The organism is Staphylococcus sp. HMSC34C02 (assembly GCF_001838705.1).
GTDB lineage: Bacteria > Bacillota > Bacilli > Staphylococcales > Staphylococcaceae > Staphylococcus > Staphylococcus borealis.
Genome location: NZ_KV838583.1, coordinates 91,216 through 108,509 on the forward strand (window position 1 = coordinate 91,216; position 17,294 = coordinate 108,509).

A 17,294-nucleotide genomic window follows, 5' to 3' on the forward strand; every position below is an offset into this window, starting at 1 on the left:
AAAGATTGAACAATATGAAAACGATCAATAATAACCTTCGCATTAGGAAATAATTGCTTGATTAGCGACATATATGGTTCATACATATCAATCGTTACTGTTTTGACATTTTATCTTAGTTTCAAAGAATAGCGATAAAAATGATCCTTTAGCGATTTTAACTTACGATCCGCTACCACATCTACGAATCTGAAAAATATAGGTTTTTATCTTTAATTTTTAATGTATTTAATATAGACTTACATATAGGCGCATTACCTTTCTTTTTTATTTGTTGTGGTAACTAATAATTATAGAGGTAATTGCGCTATTTTTGTATTCAAAACATAAAAATTGGACTGATGAATTTTGTCATCAGTCCAATTGATTATAGAGCCTAATTATATTGATATTATGGCTTAAGCCCAACCACGATAGCGTGCTGCTTCAGCAGTACGTTTAATACCGACAATATAAGCCGCAAGTCTCATATCGATTTTTCTATTCTGAGCTAATTCATAAATCGTATCAAAAGCATCTACTAATTTTTCACGTAATTTATCGTTTACTTCTTCTTCTGACCAATAATAACCTTGGTTATTTTGTACCCATTCGAAGTAAGATACTGTTACACCACCAGCACTTGCTAATACGTCTGGTACTAATAACACACCGCGTTCAGTTAAAATGCGCGTTGCTTCAGGTGTCGTAGGTCCATTTGCAGCTTCAACAACAATATCCGCTTTAATATCATGCGCGTTATCTTCAGTAATTTGGTTAGAAATAGCAGCTGGTACTAAGATGTCACAGTCTAATTCGAATAATTCTTTGTTAGAAATTGTATTATCGAATAAGTTTGTAACTGTACCGAAGCTATCACGGCGGTCTAATAAATAGTCGATATCTAAACCTTCAGGATCATGTAATGCACCATAAGCATCAGAGATACCTACAACTTTCGCACCCATGTCATATAAGAATTTAGCTAAGAAGCTACCTGCGTTACCAAATCCTTGAATAACTACGCGAGAACCTTTAATTTCTTTACCACGACGTTTAGCTGCTTGTTCAATTGCGATAACTACACCTAATGCAGTAGAACGGTCGCGTCCTTGTGAACCACCTAAGACAATAGGTTTACCTGTGATGAAACCTGGTGAGTTAAATTTATCTAATGCACTGTATTCATCCATCATCCAAGCCATTATTTGAGAGTTCGTAAATACGTCTGGTGCTGGAATATCTTTAGTAGGACCAACGAATTGAGAAATTGCACGTACATATCCACGTGATAAACGTTCAACTTCATGAATACTCATTTGACGTGGGTCACATACGATACCACCTTTACCACCACCATATGGTAGGTTGACGATACCGCATTTTAAAGTCATCCACATAGATAATGCTTTAACTTCTTCTTCATCAACTTCAGGGTGGAAACGTACCCCACCTTTAGTTGGACCGACAGCATCGTTGTGTTGTGCACGATAACCTGTAAATGTCTTAACCGTACCGTCATCCATGCGTACTGGGATACGAACTTGTAAGAATCTTAATGGTTCTTTGATTAAATCATACATACCATCGTCAAATCCCAATTTGTGTAAAGCTTCTTTAATGATACTTTGTGTAGAAGTCACTAAATTATTATTCTCAGTCATGATCACTTTCGCCTCTTTTTAACAAATGATTTCGCTTTCATACATATTGTAACACATGTCTTTGCTTTTTAAAGGGTTTTCAAAATGAATGTTACAACTTTTTGAACTTAGTTAAATACGCTTCTAATTCTGTCTAATGCATCGTCTAATTCTTCCTTAGAAATAACTAAAGGAGGTGCAAAACGAATCACCGTATCATGTGTTTCTTTACATAATAGGCCTTTTTCTTTTAATGCCTCACAGAATGGTCTAGCACTTTCATGTAATTCAACTCCAATAAAGAGGCCACGACCACGTACTTCTTTAATAGCTGGGTGATTAATTTTTTGTAATTCAGATTTAAAGTACTCCCCTAATTCATTTGAACGACCAGGTAAATCTTCATCTAAAATAACATCTAATGCAGCAATTGAAGTCGCACAAGCTAATGGATTACCACCAAACGTAGAACCGTGTGAGCCAGGTGTAAAGACGTCTAATACTTCATTGTCAGCTAACACTACTGAAATTGGTAATACACCACCGCCAAGTGCTTTACCTAAAATATAAACATCTGGTTTAACATTATCCCAATCAGTCGCAAATAGTTTACCAGAACGTCCTAAACCAGCTTGAATTTCATCGGCAATAAATAGAATGTTATGTTCGTCACATAATTCTCTGATAGCTTTCAAATAACCTTCAGGTGGAATATTAATACCCGCTTCACCCTGAATTGGTTCGACTAAAATAGCAGCTGTATTTTCATTAATTGCTTCTTTTAATTTATCAACGTCACCGAAATCCACCTTACGGAAACCATCTAATAACGGACCATATCCACGTTGGTATTCAGCTTCTGATGATAAAGACACAGGTGCCATCGTACGACCGTGGAAATTACCGTTGAACGCAATAATTTCAGCTTTATCTGGTTCAAGACCTTTAACATCATATGCCCAACGACGTGCAGCTTTTAATGCAGTTTCAACTGCTTCTGCGCCTGTATTCATTGGTAATGCTTTATCTTTGCCAGCTAATTTACATACTTTTTCATACCATTCACCTAAATTATCACTGTGAAACGCTCGAGAAACTAAAGTAACTTTATCAGCTTGATCTTTAAGTGCTTGAATAATTTTAGGATGACGGTGACCTTGGTTTACAGCTGAATAAGCTGAAAGCATATCCATGTATTTATTACCTTCTGGATCAGTTACCCAAATACCTTCCGCCTCTGCTACAACGATTGGTAGTGGTACATAGTTTTGTGCTCCATAGTGGTTTGTTAATTCAATAATTTGTTCTGACTTAGTCATAATATCTCCCCTTTGCTTAATTTATATTAAAACTAATGGCCATACGTTTGCGGCTTTCGATGCTATATACATTGAGGATATGTGCAAAATTAATAAGAGCATGAAATGATTAAATATTACATCATATATGCCCTTTGAATCTAAATGAAAGCCCTTACAGATATAATGACATATCTCCCAATAAATTTACAAGCAAAATATTAAAAATTTTCCGATAAATAAAATACTTCAATATTTGTCATATTAAAAAAACAGGTTAAAGCAAATGTCATTGCCATAACCTGTTTCAGCTTGTCATATCATTAAATTGAATAACGACACATGACTTAACATATCATGCACGCGCACCATTACAATATAATGCTAAGTCAACATTTCTTTATAAAGACGAACCAATCGTTCATGCTTATTTATCTTTACGAGGTAAAGGATAAAAGCCTTCGTTAAATTGATTCCATAAATTAGGTGTTAACCCATGTTTATCTTCGCGATTTGGGTCAAATTCTGATAAAACTTGATCTTCTTTACCTTCTTGAATTTTGCTGATGAAATTATAATCTAATAGTATTTCACGACCTAGCGCTACAAGTTCAACTTCTGTTGACTCAATCGCATCTAATGCATCATCAGCTGTAAATACTGAACCTACACCAATGACAGGCATACGACCATTAACCCATTGATGGATTAATTTCAATCGTTCTTGTCCAGCATACTTACCTTCTCTTGTTTTTGAATGAATATCGCCTAAAGAAATATGAACATAATCAATGGATTTTTCAGTAATTGTATGGATTAGTTGTTCTGTAATTTCCATAGTAATACCTGGTGATTCTGCTTCTTCAGGAGAAAGGCGATAACCGACGATGAAATCATCATTTGCATATTGTTCCTTGGCATTTAATACCTCATCTATAACAGCAGTTGGAAATTTCATGTGGTCAGACCATTCATCATTTCTTCTATTATAATATGGAGATACAAATTGATGGATTAAATAGTGATTGGCACCGTGAATCTCTACACCGTCAAAGCCAGCTTCAATGACACGTCGTGTAGCTTCACCAAAATCTTTGATAGTTTGTTCAATTTCTTCTGGTGTGATTTCTCTAGCGGCATGTTCTTCTGTTTGTCCGAAGCTTTTTAATGTGACTGGACTCGGCGCAACCACATCTCCATTTGGTGTTAAATTAGGTAAAGCTTGGGCACCGCCATGGTGGATTTGAACTAATGCTTTAGCGCCATTTTTCTTCATTGCGTGCGCTAAACGTTTGAGTCCTTCTATATCTGAATCACGTGCAACAGAAGGTTGTCCCGGAAAAGCTTTACCGATATCGTTAACATTACTTGCAGCATTGATTGCTAAACCTACATCTTTAGAACGCTTTTCAATATATGGTATTTCAACATCTGAAATCGTACCGTCATCATTAGATGAAATATGCGTTAATGGTGCTAAAACAAAGCGATTTCTCAATTCAACCCCGTTAGGTAATGTGACTGTTTCAAATAATTTTTCGTATTTATTATTCATAAGTAAGTCCTTTCCATTTTTATTATGACTAGACTATAGCACGAAGAAATCATCTTCCACCAATATTTTGCTTGCATGTGCATGCATACATTTACTTAGCGTCTTACATAGAAACGAGTCATCACACTTATAAATGAAGATACTAAAAAAGCTAGCGTTATATGTAACATATAACGTTAGCTGAGCGTGTTAACAGTCAATCAATTATTACGAATCGCACGTTTAGACTGTTTAATCCAGACCGGTAGGCGTTCTTCAAGCGTTTGAAACCCATACTTTTCTGTTTCTTTAATTTCATCTAATACTGACTGCTTTTCTTTTTTTCGTTCATAATTCTTAAAGTAATCATTATCTTTAAGAGACAAATTGAGTTTTCCTTCATCATCAATTGATAAAATTTTTGCTTTAACGATTTGTCCTTCTGATAGAAATTTTTTTAAATTGTGGACATAATCATCCATAATTTCTGAAATATGGATAAGTCCTTCAGTATGGTCAGGGGTCTCAACAAAAGCGCCATACGGTTGAATGCCAGTCACACGCACTTTAATATGCTGACCTGCTTTATAGTGATTATTCAACTTGATAACCCCTTACTTCGATTTACTTAACATAATTATAATAGCATAAATCACAAACTTGGACTAACTATAAACCAATAAAAATCCACATTTTTTCAATAATATTATACGCCTGCTGACGATTATGACTTAAACGTTCGCATTTAAATGCATCCTGTGACAATTGCTAACTTATGTTGCGCCGTTGACATTAGATTCAAATACGCATCTCATAAAAAAGCGAATCGACATCAACCGCCGACTCGCTAGACAGAACTTTTATTTTATAGCCACTGATTATTTATCTTCTACATCAATAGATTCAATGACTACATCATGTACAGGTTTATCTTGTGCCCCTACTTTCGTATTTGCAATATCTTCTAATGTTGCTTCACCTTCGATAAGTTGGCCAAATACTGTGTGTTTTTGGTCTAACCAAGGTGTACCACCATTTTCAGCATAAGCTTTAGCAATTGGTTCAGGCCAACCACCATCTACTAATTGATTCACCATAGATTCAGGTACTTCTTTCATTTGTACGACAAAGAATTGTGAACCATTTGTGTTTGGTCCTGCATTTGCCATTGAAAGTGCACCGTATAAGTTGAAAGCTTCTAATGAGAACTCATCCTCGAATGAGCCACCATAAATACTTTCACCACCCATACCAGTCGCTGTTGGGTCGCCCCCTTGGATCATAAAGTCATTAATGACACGGTGGAAAGTAATACCATTGTAGTAACCATTTTTCGCATGTGTCACAAAATTTTCAACTGTTTTCGGTGCGATATCTGGGAACAGTTTAAATGTCATATCGCCTTTATTTGTATGCATAACTACTTTAATTTCATTATCTTGTATTTCTTTGTTTAGTTGTAGATAGTTAGTCATTTCAATTCTCCATTCATGTTATGATGATATAGATACATCTTAACACATTTGAAAGGAAGTAATATAGCATGTTATATCGATTCTCACATAAGACGGGTGCTTATGGTGTCACAATTAAAGAGGAGAATGATGATCAAGTTCTCGTCCAAGTCGAACAGGTGATTAAACATCCAAAACAAGGTGATTTACATAACCCAGGTCAAACGGAAGGTGTCTTTTTCCATGAAAGACGTGCTTTAAGTCATTATGAGAAACGTTATGCAACACGTTCACAATTACGTGAATTCAATGTAGAAGCAATGCCTTATGAAGCGTCATTGCAACAAGCCATTACAAAAATGGAAAATGATTTAAAACAACAGGATACAGAATTTGCAAAATTAGCATTAACTAATCTTGAAAATCTAAAAAATGACTACTCAATTCAATATAAGCAAAAATTTTTATAGGAAATTTGAACGTGTTTCTTCTTATTTAACAAGTTCCGAAAAATCGCTACCCGTAAGCGTTATCGTCGTTTTTCAGAACAATATGATTCATGTATAATATATTTCATAAATATTTTTTAAGGAGGATAACATAGTGAGTTTGTTACATATTGCGGTCATTCTACCGTTAATATTTGCACTCCTTATTCCAATTCTTTATCGATTCTATAAAAAGATTCATTTAGGTTGGTTTGTATTACCTATTCCTGTTGTCTTATTTATTTATTTCTTATCTCATATTGCGACTACTCAGTCAGGTAATACAGTAATAAAAACATTAAACTGGATGCCTCATATAGGTATGAATTTTGATTTATACCTTGATGGCTTAAGTATTTTATTTAGTTTACTTATCACAGGTATCGGCTCATTAGTCGTCTTATACTCTGTCGGCTATTTAAGTAAGTCTGAACAACTTGGTAACTTTTATTGTTATTTATTACTTTTTATGGGTGCAATGTTAGGCGTTGTCCTTTCAGACAATTTAATCATTTTATATTTATTTTGGGAATTAACGTCTTTTTCAAGTTTTTTACTTATTTCATTCTGGAGAGAAAAACGCGCATCAATTTATGGTGCACAGAAATCTTTAATCATTACAGTGTTTGGTGGTTTAAGTTTATTAGGGGGATTCATTTTAATTTCTCTAGCTGGCGATTCACTTAGCTTACATGAACTCATTGCTAATGCTTCAGTGATTCAACATAGTCCTTTATTCACTTTAGCAATGGTACTCATTATGTTAGGTGCATTCACAAAATCAGCGCAGGTACCATTTTATATTTGGTTACCAGACGCAATGGAAGCACCTACCCCAGTGAGTGCATACTTACACTCAGCTACGATGGTTAAGGCTGGCTTGTACCTAGTAGCGCGTGTGACACCACTCTTTGCAATTTCTCAAGGGTGGATTTGGACCATTACATTAGTCGGTTTAATCACACTATTCTGGGCATCTTTAAATGCAACTAAACAACACGATTTAAAAGGTATTCTTGCCTTTTCAACTGTGTCTCAACTTGGCATGATTATGTCAATGTTAGGTATTGGTGCCGTAAGTTATCACTTCGAGGGAAGTCAGAGTCAATTGTATATCGCTGGCTTTACTGCAGCAGTATTTCACTTAGTCAATCATGCTACTTTTAAAGGTGCGCTATTTATGATTACAGGCGCTGTTGATCATGTTACAGGTACAAGAGATGTTAAAAAACTTGGTGGCTTACTAACGATTATGCCTATCTCATTCACCATAACTGTTATTACAGCTTTGAGTATGGCTGGTATTCCACCATTCAATGGCTTCCTTTCTAAAGAGAAGTTCCTTGAAGCCATGATTGAGATTTCTCATGCTAATCTGTTTAGCTTAAATACGTTAGGTATTATTTTCCCTATTTTAGCTATAGTGGGAAGTATTTTCACTTTCGTTTATTCAATCAAATTTATTACGTATATATTCTTTGGTAAACATCAGCCGAATGCCTTGCCAAAAAAAGCACACGAAGCTTCATTGCTAATGTTACTATCTCCAATCATTTTAGCTGTGCTCGTTATTGTCTTTGGCTTGTTCCCTGGATTGATAACACAATCTATTGTTGAACCAGCTACAACTGCAATAAGTGGCATGCATAATGTGAATGCAGAATTCCATTTATTCCATGGCATTACACCTGCATTTATTTCAACATTAATAATTTGGGTAATCGGTATTCTATTACTACTCACATTTAGTTATTGGATTCGATTATTGCACGCACAACCAACACGTCTTACATTGAATCATTGGTATGATTCAACTGGAAAATATTTACCTAATTATTCAGCGAACATGACGAATAGTTATGTAAATGGTTATGTTAGAGATAGTTTAGTCATAATATTCGGCATGCTTATCGTCGTTACGATTGTGACATTATTAAACGTTCCGTTTGATTTTAATTTTAAAGATATTAATAACATTCATATTTATGAAATTGCGATTTTAATATTATTAGTCATCGCAGCATTTATGGTTGTCATAGCGAAATCTCGTTTATTTAGCGTTATTATGCTCGGTGTCGTCGGATATTCAGTATCCGTGCTATTTGTATTTTTCAAAGCACCAGACCTTGCATTAACACAATTCGTTGTAGAATCTATTTCAACAGCGCTATTCTTGTTATGTTTCTATCATTTACCGAATTTAAATCGCTATAATGAAACGCGATCATTTAAATTAACGAATGCACTTATCTCTATAGGTGTGGGTCTAGTAGTTATCATCTTAGGCTTAATTGCATATGGCAACAGACATTTTACGTCTATCGGAGAATACTATAAAGCACATGTTTACGATTTAGCACATGGTAAGAATATGGTAAATGTCATCCTTGTTGACTTCCGTGGTATGGATACATTATTTGAATCATCTGTATTAGGTATTGCCGGTTTAGGTGTATATACAATGATTAAATTGCGTCGTAAACATCAATCAAGTGAGGTGAAACGTGATGAACAGACAGAACAATAATTTAATGTTTCAATATGCTGCTGTTATTATCGCTTTTCTAATCGCCTTATTTGGTGTCACATTATTCTTCGCAGGACATTACACACCAGGTGGCGGTTTCGTAGGTGGCTTATTATTATCATGTGCACTAACAATCATTGCAATTGCATTTGATATTAAGACGATGCAAAAAGTATTTCCATGGGATTTTAAAATTCTAATTGGTATTGGCTTATTATTTTGTGTTGGCACACCATTAGCGAGTTGGTTCTATGGTCAAAACTTTTTCACGCACACAGAATTTAATATACCGTTGCCCCTACTTCAACCTGTGCATATGAACACGCCTATGTTCTTTGATTTTGGCGTGCTATGTGCAGTAGTTGGAACGATCATGACAATTATTATAACGATTGGAGAGAGCGAATAGTGGAAATAATCATGATATTTGTATGTGGCATCCTCACTTCAATTAGTGTCTATCTCGTTTTATCTAAAAGTTTGATACGTATTGTTATGGGGACAACATTAATTACACATGCTTCCAATTTATTTTTAATTACAATGGGTGGATTAAAACATGGCGAAATGCCCATCTATGAAAAGGCGATTAGTCAATATGTTGATCCTATCCCCCATGCATTAATACTTACGGCAATCGTTATCGCGTTTGCGACAACTGCCTTTTTCTTAGTGTTAGCATTTAGAACATATAAAGAGTTAGGTACAGACAACGTAGAAAGAATGAAAGGAGTGTTAGATGATGATTGAAAATAATTTAGTCGTCCTTTCATTAGTCGTACCTATTTTTACAGCAATTATATTGGTCTTTTTAGGACAACGTTATCGTGCAAAACGATATGTCACGATAATCGGTTTGTTGCTTACATTAATCGTTGCGATTATAAATTTATATAATGTTTATGTTCACGGACCACTAAAAGTAGAATTAGGTTCTTGGCCTGCACCTTATGGCATTATCTTTTTACTAGATAGTTTCAGTGCAATGTTAATTGTGACTAGTATTATTATTACTGTTTTAATTACTGCCTTTTCGTTTACAACTGCAGGCATCGATAGAGAACGTTATTACTTCCATTTCTCTATCACATTTATGTTAGTCGGTATTATCGGCGCATTTACAACTGGTGACATTTTTAACTTATTTGTATTCTTTGAAGTTTTCTTAATGTCATCGTACGCACTACTCGTACTTGGTGGTACGCGAATCCAATTGCGTGAAACAGTTAAATATTTATTGGTCAATATTGTTACTTCAACATTCTTTGTGATGGCGGTTGCAATTTTATATTCTATCGTTGGTACGTTAAATATGGCGGATATTAGTGAGAAGTTATCTACATTGTCTAACACTCACGGTGGGCTCTTAAGTATTGTCTTTATTTTATTTATTTTCGTGTTTGCAACTAAAGCTGGTGCCTTCCCTATGTATGTATGGTTGCCGGGTTCATACTATGCGCCACCATTTGCAATCATTGCATTTTTCGGTGCTTTATTAACAAAAGTTGGTGTATATGCGATTTTAAGAACATTGAGCTTGTTCTTCCACGATACAATGAGTTTTTCACATTATACGATTTTATTCTTAGCCTTATTAACGATCATATTTGGTTCGGTAGGTGCCATCGCCTATGATGACACTAAAAAGATTATTATTTATAACATCATGATTGCTGTAGGCGTTATCTTAGTTGGTGTAGCCATGATGAATGAAGCGGGTATTATAGGTGCTATTTACTATACAATCCATGATATGTTAGTTAAAACTGCCCTATTCTTACTTATCGGTGTGATGTATCAAATTACGAAATCAACCAGTCTTAAAGACTTTGGTGGTCTTATCAAACACTATCCGGTGCTTGGATGGACTTTCTTCATCGCAGCACTAAGTTTAGCTGGTATACCGCCATTAAGTGGTTTTTATGGTAAATATTACATCGTACAAGCAACCTTTGAAAAAGGCTTTTATGTCAGTGGCCTTATTGTATTACTTTCAAGTTTAGTAGTACTCTATTCTGTTATTCACATTTTCTTGAAAAGCTTTTTCGGAGAACCAAAAGGATATGAAGTTACGCAAAACGTTAATGTTAAACAAGCAACTACAATTTCTATTATAGCTGTCATCATTACCGTTGTATTTGGATTATCTGCTGATCTATTATATCCAATAATATCTGAGGCAGCTCAATCATTTTATGATCCTAGCGTCTATATCAAGAGTGTCTTAGGAGGTAGATCATAATGGCGATTCAAATTATTTTAAACTTCATCTTAGCTTTTATTTGGATTTTCCTAAGTGGTAGCTATACATTAAATAACCTCTTACTTGGATTCATACTAGGACTAGGATTGGTATATTTATTTAGTAGAATATTACCAGGAAGATTTTATTTAATTAAAGTTTATAAGATTTTAAAACTGGCAGTTGTATTTTTCATAGAATTATTAAAAGCCAATATTGATGTATTAAAGATTGTTCTACAACCTAAACTTAAAAATGAACCAGGTTTCTTTGTATATCACACTGATTTAAAAACAGATTGGCAAATCGTATTATTATCTAATCTAATTACTTTGACACCAGGAACAGTCGTATTAGGTATTAGTGATGATAGAAGAAAAATATACATTCACTCTATAGATTTCAGTACAAAAGAAGAAGAAATTGAAGGTATAAAATCTTCATTAGAGAAAGTAGTTAGAGAGGTGGGCGAAGACTAATGGTAAAAATCATTATGATGATTGCTTTAATTATTGTTGCCCTATCAATGTTAGCGATGTTTACGCGTATTATTAAAGGTCCTACATTAGCTGATAGAATTTTAGCACTTGATGCAATTGGTTTACAGTTAATGGCATGTATTGCGCTATATAGTATTTTTATGGGAGCGGAATATCTACTCGTTGCCATTTTGTTAATTGGTATCTTGGCCTTTCTAGGTACAGCAGTCTTCTCAAAATATATGGATAAAGGTAAGGTGATTGAACGTGATAACGAACATCGTCACTAGTTTGGCAGTTATCTTTGTTATTTTAGGAGCAATTATTAGTGCTGTTACAGCTATAGGCATTATAAGATTGAAAGATATTTATTCACGAGGCCATGCTGCTGGTAAATCGGCAACTTTAGGTGCTATTTTCCTTCTGTTTGGTACATTCTTATACTTTATTGCTACTGACGGATATATTAATATGCAATTGATTTTTGGTATTCTTTTTATCCTTGTAACCGGCCCACTCTCAAGTCACTTAATTATGAGAGCAGCCTATAATAATAAAACACCTTACACTAAAGATACAAAAATTGATGAACTTAAAAATGAATTTAAAAATAAAAAGATATAACTCAAGGTCCTAACAAAACAAAGACTTGGTTTACTTCTAATCATAAACGCGGGTGCGAGATAGAATTCAAAGTGATTGCTATCTTGTACTCGCTTTTTATTGTCTAATTAGACTAATTATGCTATCATAAATCGTAATTATTACGTTTTAAGAAGAAAGAAGTGTTACTATGCATTGGACAATTATCGGTGGTGGCATACAAGGTACAACGATTGCAATTCAACTTAGAGCTTTAGGATTATCGCAAGATGATTTAAGTATTATCGATCCTTATTCATCACTCTGTGAACAATTTAATGATTTTTCACATCGTATCAGTATGCCCTATTTACGCTCTCCTATTGTACATCATATTCACCCTAACCCATTTCATTTAAAGCAATTTGCTAAAATGCAACAATATACTCATGCTACATATGGTCAATATCAACGTCCACAAACTGATATGTTTATGCATCATGTTCATGAGCAAGTACATCACTACGATTTAAATGAAAGTCATATTCAAGGATACGTGAAATCTTTATCAAGAAATGATGAACAATGGCAAATTCAATTAAATCATAACCAAGTTATTCATTCAGATTGTGTGATATTAGCAAATGGATGTACGCATCAACCTTATATTCCTGATATTTATCAACACGTTGATAATGCATGCCATATTTTTGATACGTCTTTTAATTCAAGTATGTATGAACACAGTTCTCACGTTGTTGGTAGTGGTATTTCTGCTGCACATTTAACTTTGAAACTGATCAATCAATCCCACGATAAAGTAGTTCATTTGTGGATGAATAAAGATATTGACATACAACATTTTGATGCTGATCCAGGGTGGCTTGGCCCTAAAAATATGAGTCGTTTTTTAAATATTGATTCTTCTATAGAACGAATGTCTATCATACAACAAGAACGACACAAAGGATCAATGCCGAGAGAACTCTATTTACGATTAAAGAAACATGTACAGTCTGGACGTCTTATCATTCATAAAGATACAATTGAATCAGTTGATCAACATCATATTCACACACAACATTCAACTGAGCCCTATGATTTTATTTTATTAGCAACTGGTTTTAAATCTACACTATTACAGCAACCTATGATTCAATCATTAATTACGAATGAACATGCACCACTAACACATTGTGGTTTCCCTTCCATTAGCACTGAATTAGAATGGTTGCCACAGTTATTCGTATCTGGCGGTTTAGCTGATTTAGAGCTAGGGCCATTTGCTAGAAATATTATGGGTGGACGTGAAGCAGCTCAAAGAATTAAACAAGCCTATCAACGTTTATCAGATCAACATATCCAAAAACATGCATAATTTAATTAGACGTCAGTATTAACATACCAACACTAGGGATTGGGAAAATTTTTTAAATTTGTCGTCCCATCCCCAACAAAAACGCAGACGTAGAACAGAATTCATCATGAATTCATCGTCCTACGCCTGCGTTCTTTACTTAGTCTAAAGCTTTTATAATAAAAGTATTTCAAACGATACTTAATTGAACTTAAGTAGAATATGTGCGTTTATTGCTTTAATGGTTTAATGCCAATCGTTCCTCTCATAATGCTAATCAACTGTCCTTGTTCACTGTTTATTTCTACATTCCACACTTGAGTCGTACTTCCCTGATGGATAATTGTTGCTGTAGCAATCACACGACCTTCTTTAACTGAATGAATATGATTCGCATTCATTTCCAGCCCCAGCGGTATAAATGACTCAGTATCTACTAAATGAGCAGCACCTAATGAACACGCTGTTTCACCTAAAGCAATTGAGGCACCGCCATGCAAGTAACCAAATGGTTGTTTAACTTTATCCGTCACTGGCATAGAGATAACTACGCTACCTTCTGACACTTCTTCTATCTTCATTTCAAACGTTTCTAATAAGTTCGTCATTTCTTATTTCACCTCATATACACTTATAATATCATAGCTGCAATCGTGCCAAATATCATTAAAGGTATATTATAGAACAAGAAGTTAGGTATACATGTATCACGTATGTGATCATGTTGTCCATCCACATCTAAACCAGCTGTTGGTCCTAGTGTAGAATCACTCGCAGGTGAACCTGAATCACCTAACGCACTTGCCGTACCAACTAAGGCGATTAAAGCCATCGTATTTAAACCTAACGAAGCGCCGAGCGGAATAAATAAAGTGGCAATAATAGGAATCGTTGCGAATGATGATCCAATTCCTAAAGTTACAATTAAGCCAATGATATACATAATAATAATACTTATTAATTTATGGCCACTAGAAATATCAGTCAAGCTTGATACTAATTTTTCGATATCACCAGTCGCATTCATCACACCAGCGAACCCATTCGCTGAAAGAATAACGACACCAATAAATGACATAATTTTAATCCCTTCAACAAATTGGCTGTCTAATTCTTTCCATTTATAAACTCCTGAAACAAAGAATACAAGAACACCCGCTAATGCGCCAAAAATCATTGAATCTGTAAATGTTTGTACTAAGAACGTAGCTAAGATAGCAACGATAGTAACGACGAGTACGTATGGTTTAATTTCTGTTGTCGCATTTTCATCTTCTACATACGTTTCAGTTTTATATTCACGTGGTTTACGATAATAAATCATACCTAAGATTAATCCAACGATATAACCAAGTGAAGGAATTAACATAGCTTTCCAAATCATATTAAATTCGATAGGATGATGTGCTTTTTGGAAACCACTTTGAATGATTTGATGGAAAATTTGACCAAAGCCATAAGGTAATAATACATAAGGCCAACATAAACCAAATCCGATGACTAATCCAATAAGTCGTCTATCAATCTTCAAATCATTAAATAAACTTAACAATGGCGGAATAACAATTGGAATAAAAGCAATGTGAACTGGAATGAGGTTCTGACTCATTATACTCATCGCAAGCAATGCTACGATAATAATAACTTTTACTTTGATTCTTGAAAGTCTACTATTCTCAGAGTGAATTGCACGAATAATCTTAGTTACAAGATAATCTGTAATACCACTATAAGAGATTAAGGCAGCAAACCCACCAAGTAATGCATAACTTAATGCTACCTCAGAACCATCTACAATATTTTTACCAAATACGCTAATGACCTTTTCAATACTCATACCAGAAATGAGACCGCCTACGAGTGCACTAATAAATAAACTTATCACTACATTCAATCTACATAAACATAGAATAATCATTAATAGTACAGCAATAACAACTGCATTTAACATAACAACACATCCTTTATCTCTATACCGAACTAAAGTATTTTATATGTTTTTTATCTTACCAAGTAGTTAAGACGATGTCAATGTAAGATTACATTCAAATTTAATAAGATCATTGACATAAATAAAGAGTGGAAACGCGTATTAGTAATTGTTTCCACTCTTAAAGACTAAATCATTACTTCATATTTAACTTATCTTAGCCAATTCAATACAGTTGTTATCATACTGCCAGTTGGACCTTTTGGACCTTTATAACTGGCCTTAGTCGTTGTTGCCGGACCAGCTATGTCAAAATGAATATGGGGTGTAGCACCACTAAAATGTGTAATAAATGTCGCTGCAAAGAGTGCTTTCCCGTGTCCATTTGTATGATTAACTAAATCTGCAACATCTGACTGACGTATTAGTCGCTGCTCAGTTTGTGTCATTGGTAATTCAAATGCATACTCATCCATTGCTTTAGCACTAAGACGTATAGCCTCAATTTCTTTATCTGCATTAGAACTAAATATAGCTGCCTTATCTTCACCTAATGCTGCAACAGCTGCACCTGTAAGTGTAGCAAAGTCTAAAATAAGTTTCGGTTGAAATTGGTTAGCATAAAATACTGCATCTCCCAATACCAATCGTCCTTCCGCATCACTATTTAACATTTCAACGGTTTCACCACTTAATGCCGTTAATACATCATCCGGTTTCATTGCTTGATTACTAATCATATTTTCAGCGGAAGCGATAACCCCTACAATATTGATAGGAAGTTGTAAACGTGATGCAGCATCAATCATACCAACTACATTTGCTGCGCCACACATATCAAATTTCATGGTTTGCATGCCAATCTTAGATTTAATGCTATAACCACCTGAATCATATGTAATGCCTTTACCTACCAATGCAATCGGTGCATCATTACTATCCCCACCATTGTAAGTCATCGTTATGACAACTGGAGGATGCTCAGAACCTTTACCTACCGCGTGAATAAGTCCAAATCCTTCATCTAATAGTTGGCTACCATCTTTTATATCAACTGCTACTGATGATTGCGCAAAGTGTTGCGTAATTTGTTCAGCAAAGTAATTAGGCGTTAGTATATTTGGCGGCATCTGGCTAAAGTCACGTGCTAGGTTAATAGATTGACCGATTGTCTTACCATTAATGATATATTGATTCAAATCTTCAGTGGCAGACGTAATATTTAACTCTAATTGATACGGTGCAGTCTTATCAGATTTATAATTATCAAAACTATAAATCGACTGTTCACTTTGAAGTCCCATAACCTCTGCAACTTTACTTTGTTCCACTTGTTTTGAAATCAATGTATCGAATAGCACATCTGCTTCAGTTACTTGTTCTTCTTTTAAAAATTGAAACAAATGGCCAAATACTTTCAATAATGCAGCATAATCAAGCAATTTTAAATTTCCTAATCCAACTGTAATAAGTCGTTTAGATGTATCTGCTAATGGTAATAAGGTTGAAGATACTTTACCTAATTTGCTGCTAACCAAATGATGATGGCGATATGTATCTATTTGATGGGTCAAATCCTGATTATTGTAATGGATAGTACCGAGTTGATTGATGTGGTCAGGTAAACCTAGAATCAATACTTCTGATTGTAAAGATGCATTGTTACATATTTTGAAATTAACCATAACCTCTCACTCCTTATTGAATGTAATATAAAAAAAGGGCGTGGGACAGAATTCTTTATAAATTCGTCGTCCCACCCCCGCAAGGATGACTATATT

General features: G+C 34.6%; 17 protein-coding genes and 1 pseudogene. 9 read left to right on the forward strand and 9 right to left on the reverse strand.

The genetic code is table 11. The annotated features are described in order from the left end of the window. The 6 genes and pseudogenes from HMPREF3239_RS12310 to HMPREF3239_RS06635 form a co-directional block, all read right to left on the reverse strand. A pseudogene (locus tag HMPREF3239_RS12310) lies at window positions 1-191 on the reverse strand (transposase); the annotation flags it as partial. Between the two features lie 207 nt (window positions 192-398). After that, the gene (locus tag HMPREF3239_RS06615; RefSeq protein ID WP_053029774.1) at window positions 399-1,643 is read right to left on the reverse strand and encodes a Glu/Leu/Phe/Val family dehydrogenase; all 1,245 of its coding nucleotides are present in this window, start codon (window positions 1,641-1,643) and stop codon (window positions 399-401) included. A gap of 107 nt (window positions 1,644-1,750) precedes the next feature. Beyond that, the gene (locus tag HMPREF3239_RS06620) at window positions 1,751-2,941 is read right to left on the reverse strand and encodes an ornithine--oxo-acid transaminase (RefSeq protein ID WP_070855110.1); all 1,191 of its coding nucleotides are present in this window, start codon (window positions 2,939-2,941) and stop codon (window positions 1,751-1,753) included. A gap of 406 nt (window positions 2,942-3,347) precedes the next feature. Further along, window positions 3,348-4,475: an NADH-dependent flavin oxidoreductase gene (locus tag HMPREF3239_RS06625; protein ID WP_070855111.1), complete on the reverse strand. Its 1,128-nt coding sequence runs from the start codon at window positions 4,473-4,475 to the stop codon at window positions 3,348-3,350. Between the two features lie 200 nt (window positions 4,476-4,675). After that, on the reverse strand, window positions 4,676-5,056 hold the full coding sequence (gene ygs / locus HMPREF3239_RS06630) for a S1 domain-containing post-transcriptional regulator Ygs (protein WP_053029779.1): 381 nt from the start codon (window positions 5,054-5,056) through the stop codon (window positions 4,676-4,678). 276 nt (window positions 5,057-5,332) lie between these two features. Further along, the gene (locus HMPREF3239_RS06635; protein WP_070855112.1) at window positions 5,333-5,929 is read right to left on the reverse strand and encodes a peptidylprolyl isomerase; all 597 of its coding nucleotides are present in this window, start codon (window positions 5,927-5,929) and stop codon (window positions 5,333-5,335) included. Window positions 5,930-5,997: 68 nt separating this feature from the next. Between HMPREF3239_RS06635 and HMPREF3239_RS06640 the strand changes: the two genes are divergently transcribed. The 9 genes from HMPREF3239_RS06640 (at window position 5,998) to HMPREF3239_RS06680 (ending at window position 13,604) form a co-directional block, all read left to right on the forward strand. Then, a complete protein-coding gene (locus tag HMPREF3239_RS06640; RefSeq protein WP_053029782.1) occupies window positions 5,998-6,378 on the forward strand; it encodes a kinase-associated lipoprotein B in 381 nt (126 codons plus the stop codon). A 133-nt stretch (window positions 6,379-6,511) separates the two neighbouring features. Continuing rightward, window positions 6,512-8,923, forward strand: a complete 2,412-nt coding sequence (locus tag HMPREF3239_RS06645; RefSeq protein ID WP_070855113.1) for a Na+/H+ antiporter subunit A — start codon at window positions 6,512-6,514, stop codon at window positions 8,921-8,923. Then, window positions 8,904-9,332: a Na(+)/H(+) antiporter subunit B gene (locus tag HMPREF3239_RS06650; protein ID WP_053029785.1), complete on the forward strand. Its 429-nt coding sequence runs from the start codon at window positions 8,904-8,906 to the stop codon at window positions 9,330-9,332. Before HMPREF3239_RS06645 ends, HMPREF3239_RS06650 begins: the two co-directional genes overlap by 20 nt. Further along, window positions 9,332-9,673: a Na+/H+ antiporter Mnh1 subunit C gene (gene mnhC1, locus HMPREF3239_RS06655; RefSeq protein ID WP_053029787.1), complete on the forward strand. Its 342-nt coding sequence runs from the start codon at window positions 9,332-9,334 to the stop codon at window positions 9,671-9,673. Before HMPREF3239_RS06650 ends, mnhC1 begins: the two co-directional genes overlap by 1 nt. Then, window positions 9,666-11,165 carry a Na+/H+ antiporter subunit D gene (locus tag HMPREF3239_RS06660; RefSeq protein ID WP_070855114.1) on the forward strand — a complete coding sequence of 500 codons (1,500 nt, stop codon included), beginning with the start codon at window positions 9,666-9,668 and terminating at the stop codon, window positions 11,163-11,165. The genes mnhC1 and HMPREF3239_RS06660 overlap by 8 nt, the downstream gene beginning before the upstream one ends. Then, window positions 11,165-11,644 (forward strand): Na+/H+ antiporter subunit E, encoded by a 480-nt coding sequence (locus HMPREF3239_RS06665; RefSeq protein ID WP_070855115.1) that lies wholly within the window; start codon window positions 11,165-11,167, stop codon window positions 11,642-11,644. The genes HMPREF3239_RS06660 and HMPREF3239_RS06665 overlap by 1 nt, the downstream gene beginning before the upstream one ends. Beyond that, entirely contained in the window at window positions 11,644-11,934 is a 291-nt protein-coding gene (locus HMPREF3239_RS06670) for a Na(+)/H(+) antiporter subunit F1 (protein WP_070855116.1), read from the forward strand. Before HMPREF3239_RS06665 ends, HMPREF3239_RS06670 begins: the two co-directional genes overlap by 1 nt. Then, window positions 11,912-12,268 carry a Na+/H+ antiporter subunit G1 gene (locus HMPREF3239_RS06675; protein WP_070855117.1) on the forward strand — a complete coding sequence of 119 codons (357 nt, stop codon included), beginning with the start codon at window positions 11,912-11,914 and terminating at the stop codon, window positions 12,266-12,268. Before HMPREF3239_RS06670 ends, HMPREF3239_RS06675 begins: the two co-directional genes overlap by 23 nt. Window positions 12,269-12,437: 169 nt before the next feature. Next, on the forward strand, window positions 12,438-13,604 hold the full coding sequence (locus HMPREF3239_RS06680) for an NAD(P)-binding domain-containing protein (RefSeq protein WP_070855118.1): 1,167 nt from the start codon (window positions 12,438-12,440) through the stop codon (window positions 13,602-13,604). Between the two features lie 209 nt (window positions 13,605-13,813). On the opposite strand, the gene HMPREF3239_RS06685 is transcribed toward HMPREF3239_RS06680, so the two are convergent. The 3 genes from HMPREF3239_RS06685 to HMPREF3239_RS06695 all read right to left on the reverse strand — a co-directional run bounded on the left by HMPREF3239_RS06685 (window position 13,814) and on the right by HMPREF3239_RS06695 (window position 17,198). Continuing rightward, window positions 13,814-14,191, reverse strand: a complete 378-nt coding sequence (locus tag HMPREF3239_RS06685) for a PaaI family thioesterase (protein WP_070855119.1) — start codon at window positions 14,189-14,191, stop codon at window positions 13,814-13,816. Window positions 14,192-14,214: 23 nt separating this feature from the next. Beyond that, window positions 14,215-15,534, reverse strand: coding sequence for a Na+/H+ antiporter family protein (locus tag HMPREF3239_RS06690; protein ID WP_070855120.1), 1,320 nt, complete (start codon window positions 15,532-15,534; stop codon window positions 14,215-14,217). Window positions 15,535-15,725: 191 nt separating this feature from the next. Further along, window positions 15,726-17,198 carry a leucyl aminopeptidase family protein gene (locus HMPREF3239_RS06695; protein ID WP_070855121.1) on the reverse strand — a complete coding sequence of 491 codons (1,473 nt, stop codon included), beginning with the start codon at window positions 17,196-17,198 and terminating at the stop codon, window positions 15,726-15,728. Between the last annotated feature and the right edge of the window lie 96 nt (window positions 17,199-17,294).